General features: G+C 66.7%; 10 protein-coding genes and 2 riboswitches. Of the genes, 6 read left to right on the top strand and 4 right to left on the bottom strand.

Features of this window, described 5'->3' with window-relative positions:
• The 3 genes from GM672_RS25880 to edd form a co-directional block, all read right to left on the bottom strand.
• On the bottom strand, positions 1 to 244 hold a 244-nt coding region (locus GM672_RS25880), incomplete at its 3' end, for an IS1/IS1595 family N-terminal zinc-binding domain-containing protein (RefSeq protein ID WP_170300250.1).
• A 132-nt stretch (positions 245 to 376) separates the two neighbouring features.
• Entirely contained in the window at positions 377 to 1,003 is a 627-nt protein-coding gene (gene eda / locus GM672_RS25875) for a bifunctional 4-hydroxy-2-oxoglutarate aldolase/2-dehydro-3-deoxy-phosphogluconate aldolase (RefSeq protein WP_155473400.1), read from the bottom strand.
• Entirely contained in the window at positions 1,000 to 2,922 is a 1,923-nt protein-coding gene (edd, locus tag GM672_RS25870; protein WP_155473399.1) for a phosphogluconate dehydratase, read from the bottom strand. Before edd ends, eda begins: the two co-directional genes overlap by 4 nt.
• A 252-nt stretch (positions 2,923 to 3,174) precedes the next feature.
• On the opposite strand from edd, the gene pgi reads away from it, so the two are divergent.
• The 4 genes from pgi (at position 3,175) to GM672_RS25850 (ending at position 8,253) form a co-directional block, all read left to right on the top strand.
• Positions 3,175 to 4,824 carry a glucose-6-phosphate isomerase gene (gene pgi / locus GM672_RS25865; RefSeq protein WP_155473398.1) on the top strand — a complete coding sequence of 550 codons (1,650 nt, stop codon included), beginning with the start codon at positions 3,175 to 3,177 and terminating at the stop codon, positions 4,822 to 4,824.
• Positions 4,821 to 5,708, top strand: a complete 888-nt coding sequence (locus GM672_RS25860; protein WP_155473397.1) for an SMP-30/gluconolactonase/LRE family protein — start codon at positions 4,821 to 4,823, stop codon at positions 5,706 to 5,708. The genes pgi and GM672_RS25860 overlap by 4 nt, the downstream gene beginning before the upstream one ends.
• 109 nt (positions 5,709 to 5,817) lie before the next feature.
• On the top strand, positions 5,818 to 7,290 hold the full coding sequence (gene zwf / locus GM672_RS25855) for a glucose-6-phosphate dehydrogenase (RefSeq protein ID WP_155473396.1): 1,473 nt from the start codon (positions 5,818 to 5,820) through the stop codon (positions 7,288 to 7,290).
• 108 nt (positions 7,291 to 7,398) lie between these two features.
• A complete protein-coding gene (locus tag GM672_RS25850) occupies positions 7,399 to 8,253 on the top strand; it encodes an SIS domain-containing protein (RefSeq protein ID WP_155473401.1) in 855 nt (284 codons plus the stop codon).
• 113 nt (positions 8,254 to 8,366) lie between these two features.
• On the opposite strand, the gene GM672_RS25845 is transcribed toward GM672_RS25850, so the two are convergent.
• Positions 8,367 to 9,623: a D-amino acid dehydrogenase gene (locus GM672_RS25845; RefSeq protein ID WP_155473395.1), complete on the bottom strand. Its 1,257-nt coding sequence runs from the start codon at positions 9,621 to 9,623 to the stop codon at positions 8,367 to 8,369.
• A 57-nt stretch (positions 9,624 to 9,680) separates the two neighbouring features.
• A riboswitch (glycine riboswitch) is annotated at positions 9,681 to 9,787 on the bottom strand.
• Positions 9,788 to 9,789: 2 nt separating this feature from the next.
• A riboswitch (glycine riboswitch) is annotated at positions 9,790 to 9,877 on the bottom strand.
• Positions 9,878 to 10,033: 156 nt separating this feature from the next.
• On the opposite strand from GM672_RS25845, the gene tal reads away from it, so the two are divergent.
• Together tal and GM672_RS25835 are read left to right on the top strand one after the other, a co-directional pair.
• Positions 10,034 to 10,966 carry a transaldolase gene (gene tal, locus GM672_RS25840; RefSeq protein WP_155473394.1) on the top strand — a complete coding sequence of 311 codons (933 nt, stop codon included), beginning with the start codon at positions 10,034 to 10,036 and terminating at the stop codon, positions 10,964 to 10,966.
• A 134-nt stretch (positions 10,967 to 11,100) separates the two neighbouring features.
• Positions 11,101 to 11,329 (top strand): transposase-like zinc-binding domain-containing protein (locus GM672_RS25835; RefSeq protein ID WP_443094181.1); only part of this gene is annotated, 229 nt, incomplete at its 3' end.

Here is an 11,329-nt window from a genome sequence, read left to right as displayed (position 1 = left end):
GGCGGCACTGGCGACAGCGGTAGCGCTGCAGGCCGCGCAGGATGCCGTGACGGTACAGCTTGTCGGCGCCGCAGTGGGGGCAACAGCGCATGCGCGCGCCCCGTTCCTCGATGATGGCCAGGCAGTCGGCCAATGAGGCGCAGCCATCGAACAGACGGCGCAAGCCGTCACCCTGCTCGCCGGTCAGCCGGGTCAGCCACGCCAGGCACTGCGTCCGCACCGCCGCGTACTCGTCGATTTCCATGCCCGCCTCCGTCTTGGTTCATGCCAACTTACGGTATGACAATGGTCGAGCCAACAAGTTCCTTGCGACCGGGGCACAGCGCCCAAAAAAACGGCGCCCCGCGGGGCGCCGTTCTTCATTGCCGCGCCGCCGTCAGGCGCGCAGCGCGCTGGCCGCCTTGGCCAGCGTCGTGATGTGGGCCCAGTCGCCGGCCTTGATGGCGTCGCGCGGCGTCAGCCACGACCCGCCCACGCAGGCCACGTTCTTCAGCGCCAGGAAGGCAGGCGCCGTTTCCAGCGAAATGCCGCCGGTGGGGCAGAACGTGATGTCCGACAGGGGGCCGGCGATGGCGTTCAGCATGCCGACGCCACCCGCCGGCACGGCCGGGAACAGCTTCAGTTGCCGGAAGCCCTGCTCGCGTGCCTTCATCACTTCCGAAGGGGTCATCACGCCCGGCAGCAGCGGCAGGCCGGACGACTTCTGCGCGGCGATCAGCGCGTCCGTCAGGCCAGGCGAGACGCCGAACACGGCGCCGGCGTCGCGCGCGGCGGCGAATTCCTCGGGTGCCGTCAACGTGCCGACGCCGACGATGGCGCCTTCGACGCCGCTCATGGCGCGGATCGCGGCCAGGCCATGCTCCGTGCGCAGGGTCACTTCCAGCACGCGGATGCCGCCTGCCACCAGCGCCTTGGCCAGCGGTACGGCGTGGTCGGGATCATCGATCGCGATCACGGGGATCACGGCCGAGGTACGCATAATGTCGAGCAGAGTCATGGTCATGGCGCTTTCTTAACGAGGAAGTCTTCATCGGAACCGGGCACGGTATTGCCCACATTGTCGCCACCGTGCAGTTCCACGGTGGTGTCGATCGGCGACGGCAGGCCGAAGGTCGTCGCGCCATGTTCGGCCGCGCTGACGGTGCTGCGGAACATGCCGAACAATTCGCGGCCCATGCCCACGTGGCTCGGCGTCAGGTCGGCCTGCGCCATCGCGCGCGAATGCCAGACCTGGTCGCCCACCAGCGCTTCGAGCGTGCCGGTGGCGGCATCGACGCGGATCACGTCGCCGTCGCGCACCAGGCCCAGGGGGCCGCCGGCCAGCACTTCGGGCGACACGTGGATTGCCGCCGGCACCTTGCCCGAGGCGCCCGACATGCGCCCGTCCGTCACCAGCGCGACCTTGCGGCCGGCATCCTGCAGGTTGGCCAGCGCCGGGGTCAGCGCATGCAGCTCGGGCATGCCGTTGGCGCGGGGGCCTTGGAAGCGCAGCACGGCCACGAAATCGCGATCGAGCTTGCCGGCCTTGTAGTCGGCCATGAAGTCTTCCTGCGAATTGAACACGATCGCCGGCGCTTCCACCGAGCGGTGCTCCGGCTTCACGGCCGACACCTTCATCACGGCGCGGCCCAGGTTACCCCGCACCAGCACCATGCCGCCGTCCTTCGAGAACGGCTCGGCTGCCGTGCGCACCACGTTCGAATCGGCCGACACGGCCGGCGAATCCTTGAACACGACATCCTTGCCGCCTTCGGCCAGGAAGGGCTCCTTGCAGTGGTTGCGCAGGCCCTTGCCCAGGATGGTGGTGACGTCGTCATGCAGCAGGCCGGCGTCGAGCAGCTCGCGGATGACGAAGCCGGTGCCGCCGGCGGCGTGGAAGTGGTTCACGTCCGCCTCGCCGTTCGGGTAGATGCGCGCCAGCAGCGGTACCACGGCGGACAGGTCGTTGAAATCGTCCCAGTCGATGACGATGCCGGCCGCCTTGGCGATGGCCGGCAGGTGCAGCGTGTGGTTGGTCGAGCCGCCCGTGGCCAGCAGTGCGACGATGGCGTTGACGATGGATTTCTCATCGACGATGTGGCCGACCGGGATGTACTCGTTGCCCAGCTCCGTGATCACCGCGGCGCGGCGGGCGGCGGCGGCCGTCAGCTGCTCGCGCAGCTCGGTGCCCGGCGTGATGAAGGCGGCGCCCGGCAGGTGCAGGCCCATGACTTCCATCAGCATCTGGTTGCTGTTGGCGGTGCCGTAGAAGGTACAGGTGCCGGCGCCGTGGTAGGACTTGGCCTCGCCTTCGAGCAGCTCGTCGCGCGTGGCCTTGCCCTGCGCGTAGCGCTGGCGGATGGCCGCTTTTTCCTTGTTCGACAGGCCTGACGTCATCGGCCCGGCCGGCACGAACACGGCCGGCAGGTGGCCGAAATGCAGGGCGCCGATCAACAGGCCCGGCACAATCTTGTCGCACACGCCCAGGTACAGGGCCGCGTCGAACATATTGTGCGACAGCGCGATGGCCGTGCTCATGGCGATGGCGTCGCGCGAGAACAGCGACAGCTCCATGCCCGGCTGGCCCTGCGTGACGCCGTCGCACATGGCGGGCACGCCGCCGGCGAACTGCGCCACGGCGCCCACTTCGCGCACGGCATCCTTGATGATGGGCGGGAAGTGCTCGAAGGGCTGGTGGGCCGACAGCATGTCGTTGTAGGCCGAGACGATGGCCACGGACGGCTTCTTCACTTCGCGCAGCACCAGCTTGTCGTTGGCGGGGAAGGCGGCGAAGCCGTGAGCCAGGTTGGTGCAGGCCAGGGTGCCGCGCTGCGGCCCCTTGACACGGGCGGCTTCCAGATGGGCCAGGTAGGCGCCGCGCGACGGACGGCTGCGCGCGACGATGCGCGCGGTGACTTGTTCGAGGACTGGGTGCAAGGCCATTATGCTTCCTTATCGATGAATTACCGAAATTTTACTACAGAAGCCGCAGGCGTGCAGCACTGGCGGCTTTCAGAGTGAAGCGCGGGCGGCAAACGTCGCACAAGCCATGATGTCGGAGAGATTTTTTGCGGCTTTTTGGCTGGAACTGTAGTGAACTTACGGTCTTTTCCTGTATTATTAGCCAATGTTCCCAACTGACTTAGCTATTCATCAGCTTAATAACCAGCTAACTAACCAGCTAACTACCAGCTTATGCGCCAGCCTGCCCTGACCACGACCGCCAGCTTCTCCGCCCTGCAATCCCACGCCGTCGACGCCGTCGACTGGCAGATCCGCCAGCTGTTCGCGAACGATCCCCAGCGCTTCCCGAAGCTGACCGTGGACGCGGCCGGCCTGTTCCTGGACTATTCGAAGAACAGGCTGGACGGCAGGACCGTCGAGCTGCTGGTCGACCTGGCCCGCGAACGGGGCGTCGAGGCCCAGCGCGATGCCATGTTTTCCGGTGACAAAATTAATCTTACCGAACATCGCAGCGTGCTGCACACGGCCCTGCGTATGCCGCGCGGCAAGGCGCTGGTGGTGGACGGCCAGGACGTCAATGCCGACGTCCACGCGGTGCTCGACCGTGTCAAGGCCTTCACCGACAAGGTGCGCGCCGGTACGTGGCTGGGCCGCAGCGGCAAGCCTATTACCGACGTCGTCAATATCGGCATCGGCGGCTCCGACCTGGGCCCGAAAATGGCCGTGCTGGCGCTGCGCTCGTATGCCCACCCGCGCCTGGCCATGCACTTCGTGTCGAACGTGGACGGCCACGACATGGACGCCGTGCTGGCCCGCGTCGATCCGGAGACCACCCTGTTCATCGTCGCGTCGAAAACCTTCACGACGGCCGAGACCATGCTGAACGCGCAGACGGCGCGGCGCTGGTTCCTCGGCACCGGCAAGGAAGAAGACCTGGCGCGCCATTTCGTCGCGGTGTCGACCAACACGGAAGCGGTGCGCGCCTTCGGCATCGATCCGGACAATATGTTCCCGTTCTGGGACTGGGTCGGCGGGCGCTATTCGCTGTGGTCGGCCATCGGCCTGTCGGTGGCGCTGGCCGTGGGCTTCGGCTATTTCGAGACGCTGCTCGAAGGCGCCCATGCGATGGACGAGCACTTCCGCACCGCGCCGCTGGCCGAGAACATGCCCGTGCTGCTGGCCCTGATCGGCTTCTGGAACCGCCAGTTCCTGGGCGCCGCCTCGCTGTCGATCGCGCCGTACCACCAGGACCTGAACCGCTTCCCCGCCTACCTGCAGCAGCTCGACATGGAAAGCAACGGCAAGCGCGTGACGAAAGGCGGCCAGAGCGTCGATACGCCGACCTGCCCGATCGTCTGGGGCGAATGCGGCACCAACGCGCAGCATGCCTACTTCCAGCTGCTGCACCAGGGCACCGACATCGTGCCGATCGACTTCATTGCCGCGCTGCGCGCCACGCACGACCTGCCGGGCCACCACGACGCGCTGCTGGCCAACTGCTTCGCCCAGTCCGAGGCCTTCATGAAGGGCAAGAGCGGCGACGAAGTGCGCGCCGAGCTGCAGGCCCAGGGTGTGCCCGAGGCGAAGATCGACGAACTGGTGCCGCACAAGACCTTCCCCGGCAACCGCCCGTCGAACACCATCCTGATGGACCAGCTGACGCCGGCCACCCTGGGTGCCCTGATCGCGCTGTACGAACACAAGACGTTCGTGCAGGGCGTGCTGTGGGATATCGCCAGCTTCGACCAGTGGGGCGTGGAACTGGGCAAGGTGCTGGCCAAGAAGATCCAGGCCGAGCTGGAAGGCGAGGTCGACCCGCAAGCACACGACAGCTCCACCAATGGCCTGATCGTCATGGCCAAGGGAGCCAAGGTCCAATGAGCGCGAACGACTTCCAGGTAGTGTGGGACGACGCCATGCAGGTGGGCGAAGGCCCGCTGTGGCATCCGCTCGAACAGGCCCTGTACTGGGTCGATATCGACGGGCGCGCCGTGCACCGCCTCGTCGCCGCGACGGGCAAGCATGATGCGTGGCCGATGGCGACGGAGCCTTCCGCGCTGGCCCGCACGGAAGGCGGCATCGTCGTCGCCACCCGCGCCGGCTTCGTGCTGCTCGACCCGTCCACGGGCGGCGTGACCGATATCGCCCCTGCCCCGTTCGACCAGGCCAAAGCCCGCTTCAACGACGGCAAGGCCGATGCGGCCGGGCGATTCTGGGTCGGCACGATCTACGAGCCGCGCGACCAGCCGGCAGCCGAGATGTATGTGCTGGAGCGGGGCCAGGTGCGCCTGGCCTGGTCCGGCGGCATGACCAACTCGAACGGCCTGGCCTTCAGCCCGGACAACGCCACCATGTACCACGCCGACACGACGGCCCACCGCGTCAGCCGCTATGACTTCGACGTGGCCACGGGCACGGCCAGCAATGGCCGCGAACTGCTGCAGTTCTCGATGGACAAGGCGAACAATTACGGCGGCCGGCCCGATGGCGCGGCCGTCGACAGCGAAGGCAATTACTGGGTGGCCATGTTCGAGGGCGGCCGCATCGTCAAGCTGTCACCAATGGGCGAACCCCTGGACGAGATTTCCCTGCCGCTGCGCTGCCCCACGATGGTGGCGTTTGGCGGCGCCGACCTGCGCACCCTGTACATCACCAGCGCAGGCAAGCGGCCCGAAGCAGAGCTGGCGCAGTATCCGCTGTCCGGCAAGGTACTGGCGATTCGTGTGCCCGTTGCCGGCCTGGAGCAACCCGCGTATGTTCGCTGAAAGGCCGGCCGATGGCGGCTGCGAAGCACGCCCCGGCATCCTGTAGTATATTTTCACCAGACGATTGATATCCGGTAGTATTTTTCCACAGAATTCAACACTACATATTATGGCTCTCACTGATTTTGACCTGGTACTGTTCGGCGGCAGCGGCGATCTCGCGATGCGCAAATTGCTGCCCGCGATGTTCTCGCGCGACGTGTGCGGCGACCTGCCGCCGAGCGCGCGCATCATCTGCATCGGCCGGCACGACGACAGCACGGAAGAATTCATCGAGACGGTCAACACGACGTCGCGCCCGCACATCAAGTCGCCCAAGGTGACGCCGGAATCGTGGGCGCGCTTCACCAGCCGCATCGTCTACGTGTCCGTCAACGCCACCGACTCGGCGTCCTACCAGTCGCTGGCGGCCGTGCTGCGCCCCGATCCCAGCCTGAACCGGGTCTACTACCTGGCCACGCCGCCGGCCCTGTTCGCGCAGATCTGCGACAACCTGAAGGAAAACGGCCTGGTCACGCCGAATTCGCGCGTCGTGCTGGAAAAGCCGCTGGGCCGCGACCTGGAGTCGGCCAAGCAGATCAACCGCGAAGTGGGTGAAGTGTTCGAGGAATCGCAGATCTACCGGATCGACCACTACCTGGGCAAGGAGACCGTGCAGAACCTGCTGGCCCTGCGCTTCGGGAACATCCTGTTCGAACCGCTGTGGCGCCGTGAATGGATTTCGGACGTGCAGATCACCATCGCCGAAAAGCTCGGCGTGGGCAACCGCATCGGCTACTACGACACGTCCGGCGCCCTGCGCGACATGCTGCAGAACCACCTGCTGCAACTGCTGTGCATCGTGGCGATGGAGCCGCCCGCGTCGATCGCGCCCGATGCCGTGCGCGACGCCAAGCTGCAGGTACTGCGTTCGCTCAAGCGCTTCACGCCGACCACGCTGGCGCAGAACATCGTGCGCGGCCAGTACCGCGCCGGCCACGTCGACGGCCAGCCGGTGCCGAGCTACCGCGACGAGCCGGACGCGCCGCAGAACAGCCGCACCGAGACCTTCGTTGCGATGAAGGCGGAGATCGACACGTGGCGCTGGGCCGGCGTGCCGTTCTACCTGCGCACCGGCAAGCGCATGGCAGACGGCCTGGCCGAAATCGTCGTGCGCTTCAAGCAGATCCCCCACTCGATCTTCAACCAGCCGACATCGTCGTTCCAGCCCAATTCGCTGGTGATCCGCCTGCAGCCGGACGAAGGCCTGCGCATGAACCTGATGGCCAAGACGCCGGGCGAAGGCATGCGCCTGAAACCGGCCGAGCTGGAACTGGACTTCCGCGAAAGCTTCAAGGCCCCGCGCATGGACGCCTACGAGCGCCTGCTGCTCGACGTGCTGCGCGGCCAGCTGACCCTGTTCATGCGCGGCGACGAACTGGAAGCGGCCTGGGAATGGGTCGAACCCATCCTGGACAACTGGGAGCAGGACGACACGGCACCGCTGCCGTACACGTCGGGCACGTGGGGCCCGGCCGCCGCCAGCGCGCTGATCGGCCGCGACGGCCTGCAGTGGCGCGAGGAAGCACTGCCCGAGGACTGAATGACCCTGCATGCCAGCGCGCCGTTCGACACGGCGCAGGCGGCGGAGCCGGTGGCAGCACCGGCGCCGCCGCCCTCCCCTTACTCGATTCCACCGCATTTGACACCGATGCTACTCGACTCCATCCGCACCCAGCTCGACTCGCTGTCCAAATCGGAACGCAAGGTGGCGCTGGCCGTGCTCGACAATCCGTCGCGCACGGTGAGTTCGAACATCACGGCGCTGGCCAAGAGCGCCCAGGTGTCCGAACCCACCGTGGTACGCTTCTGCCGCACCCTGGGCTACGACGGCTGGCACGAATTCAAGCTGAAGCTGGCCCAGGGCCTGGCGCTGGCATTGCCCGGCCTGAACGAGGCGCCGTCGCAGGACGACCTGGCGTCGGACCTGGTCAACAAGATCTGCAGCCGCTCGATCAACACCCTGCTGGACCTGCGCAACAATCTGCACCACGAACCGGTGCAGGCCGCGCTCGACATCCTGTCGCGCGCGAAGAAGATCGAATTCTACGGCCAGGGCACGTCCGGCATCGTCGCCGCCGACGCCCAGCACAAGTTCTTCCGCTCCGGCGTGCCGACGGTGGCCTATTCCGACCCGGCCATCCACAGCATCGCCGCCGCCCTGTTGAAGAAAGGCGACTGCGTCGTGGCCATTTCCCAGCGCGGCAACAGCCCGGCCCTGGTCCGCTCGGTCCAGCTGGCCCGCGACGGCGGCGCCGACATCATCGTGCTGGCCCCGTCGGGCACGCCGCTGGCCGACCTGGCCCACGTGCTGATCCCGATCGACCTGATCTTCAACACCGACCCCTACACCCCCATCTCGGCCCGCCTGGCCTACCTCGTCGTCATCGACGTGCTGGCCGTCGGCCTGGCCCTGCAGCGCGGCCCCGAGTTCCGGCGCCAGATGCAGAACGCCCAGAAGGCGCTGCAGGAGTTCGAGGTGCAGTTCGATTCCTTTATCGGCTGAGGCCTGACACCTCATCCGGCGTCAGACACAAGTTTGCAGATAGTCGCTTCAAAATCGGTCGGTCCGCCGCAGCGGTCGGACACCGGTTTTGAAGCCACAAAACAAACGAATTGCTACGCAGCCAGCGCGGCGCGGCGCCGCCCGGCGGCCGGTTCCACTGCGCCGTACACCTCGTGCGCCACCATCTCCGCCGTTGCCGCCGCCAGGGTCCAGCCCAGGTGGCCGTGGCCCGTGTTGTAGAATACGAAGGGCGTGCGGCCCCTGCCGACCCGGGGCATCATGTCCGGCATCATCGGGCGCAGGCCGGCCCAGGGCACGATGCTTTTCGTCGAGACGCCGGGGAAGCAGCTTTCCACCCAGTCGACCAGCGGACGAATACGCTCGGCCCGGATATCGCGGTCGAAGCCGGCGAATTCGGCCGTGCCGGCCACGCGCAGGCGGTCCTGGCCGAAGCGGCTGGCCACCAGCTTGGTCGCATCGTCGAGCAGGCTGACGGTGGGCGCGGCGGCCTGGCTGGCATTGTCCGGCAGGTTGACCGTGATCGAGTAGCCCTTGACGGGATAGACGTTGACCCGGTCGCCCACCATCGCGGCCAGCCGGCGGCTGGCGGTGCCGGCGCAGACGACGGCCGCGTCGAAACGGTAGCTGTCTTTCACGCCCGCGTGGCGCACGGTGACAGTGGCCCCATGCTCGCCCGCCGCCAGCGCCAGCACGTCGCGCTGGCACAGCATCGCCACGCCGTGGCGTTCGCAGGCCCGGGCCAGGCCGGACGTGAACTTGTGGATGTCGCCGCTGCTGTCGCTTTCCGTGTAAAAGCCGCCATAGTAGGCGCCGGCCAGGGCCGGCTCGATGTCGCGCATTTCCTGCGGCGTCACGGCCTGGCGCGGCAGGCCGCCCTGGGCCAGCAGCCTGGTGACATCGGCCGCGCGCTCGAAGCCGGCCTTGTCGCGGTAGATGTGCAGGATGCCTTCGCGGCGCTGGTCGAAGGCGATGCCCTCGGCGGCGGCCCAGGCGAACAGGTGCTCGCGGGCGGCGACGGCCATGCGCGCCGTGGCCACCGTATTGTCGCGGTAGCGGGGAATGGCGGCGACGAATTCGGCGAACCAGGACAGCTTGTGCCACGTCGGCGACGGGTGCACCAGCAGCGGCGCGTCGCGCCGGGTCATCCAGGCCAGGCCCTTCTTCACGGTGGACCAGTGGTTCCACACTTCCGCGTTCGATGCCGACAGCTGGCCGCCGTTGGCGTACGAAGTCTCCATGGCCGGGTAGCGGTGCTGCTCGAACAGGGTGACGGCCAGGCCCCGTTGGGCCAGTGCGTAGGCGGTGGTGACGCCCGTGATGCCGCCGCCGATGACTGCGATGGTTTTCATGATGGATCTTCCATTCCGGCGCGATGAGGGGACGCGGCGCACGCGCGCCACGCCACCCCCTCTGTCCGGGACCTGAGAGATTCACGCCTGCCGCGCGATCGGCGCGGCGGGCACTTGCTCCTTCGGTGCGCCGCGCGCGCCTGCGCCGGCAACTCTTCAGAGTGCGGATGCGCTACCGGTCCTTGGGCCTGAGAGATTGACGGGGCGGTTGCTCCTTCGGCGCTGGCATGGCCAGACTCTCCCGATAACGCGTAACATTGGCTTTTAGCCAACGGCAGCAAGGATACCGCAGTTTCCCGCCTTTGCCAGCGGCCCGGGCGAAAAAATCGTTGCCGCCGCAACGGCGCGGCTCGCGCCTTCGACCAGTTTCGGTACAATAGTCTTTTGCCCTCACCACCTTTCGGCCCGTCATGAATCAACTCGAACAGCTCAAGCAATACACCAAGGTCGTTGCCGACACCGGCGACTTCCAGTCGATCAAGCAGTACACGCCGCGCGACGCCACCACCAATCCGTCGCTGATCCTGAAGGCGGTGCAGAAGGACGAATACAAGCCGCTCTTGGAAAAGGCCGTGCGCGACAACCCGCACGCCTCCACCGGCGCCGTCATCGACAAGCTCCTGATCGCCTTCGGCGGCGAGATCCTGAAGATCGTCTCGGGTCGCGTTTCGACCGAGATCGACGCCAAGCTGTCCTTCGACGTGGAAGCCAACGTGGCCAAGGGCCGCGAGCTGATCGACCTGTACGAGCGCGCCGGCTTCGACCGCGAGCGCGTGCTGATCAAGATCGCCTCCACGTGGGAAGGCATCAAGGCGGCCGAAATCCTGGAAAAGGAAATGATCCACTGTAACCTCACGCTGCTGTTCTCGCTGCCCCAGGCGATCGCCTGCGCCGAGGCGGGCGTGCAGCTGATTTCCCCGTTCGTGGGCCGCATCTACGACTGGCACAAGAAGCAGACCGGCATCGACTACCAGGGCGCGGAAGACCCGGGCGTGCAGTCCGTGCGCCGCATCTACAACTACTTCCGCAAGTTCGGCTACGAGACCGAAGTAATGGGCGCGAGCTTCCGCAACACCAGCCAGATCCTGGAACTGGCCGGCTGCGACCTGCTGACGATCAGCCCCGACCTGCTGCAGAAGCTGGCCGACACCGAAGCCCCGGTCGAGCGCAAGCTGTCGGCCGAATCGGCTTCCGGCGCCCAGGCCAAGATGAGCGTGGACGAGAAGACCTTCCGCTTCATGCTCAATGAAGACGCGATGGCCACCGAGAAGCTGGCCGAAGGCATCCGCGCCTTCTGCGCCGATTCGGGCAAGCTGAAACAGATCATCTCCGGCATGCGCTGAGCGCGGCACGGCATCGACGACCAAAAGGGAGCTTCGGCTCCCTTTTGTTTTGGCTCTGTGCCCCGGTCGCAAGGAACTTGTTGGCTCGACCATTGTCATACCGTAAGTTGGCATCAGCCAGGACGGAGGCGGGCATGGAAATCGACGAGTACGCGGCGGTGCGGACGCAGTGCCTGGCGTGGCTGACCAGGCTGACGGGGGAACAGGGCGACGGCTTGCGCCGTCTGTTCGAACGTTGTGCCTCGCTGGCCGATTGCCTGGCCATCATCGAGGCACGGGGCGCGCGCCTGCGCCGGTGCCCGCACTGCGACGGCGACAAGCTGTATCGCCACGGCATCCTGCGCGGCCTGCAGCGCTACCGCT

Origin of the sequence: Pseudoduganella buxea (genome assembly GCF_009720835.1) — a bacterium.
In the GTDB taxonomy this organism is placed as follows: domain Bacteria; phylum Pseudomonadota; class Gammaproteobacteria; order Burkholderiales; family Burkholderiaceae_D; genus Rugamonas; species Rugamonas buxea.
Note: the sequence above shows the minus strand (reverse complement) of the source record. Positions and strands in the feature narration are given on the sequence as shown.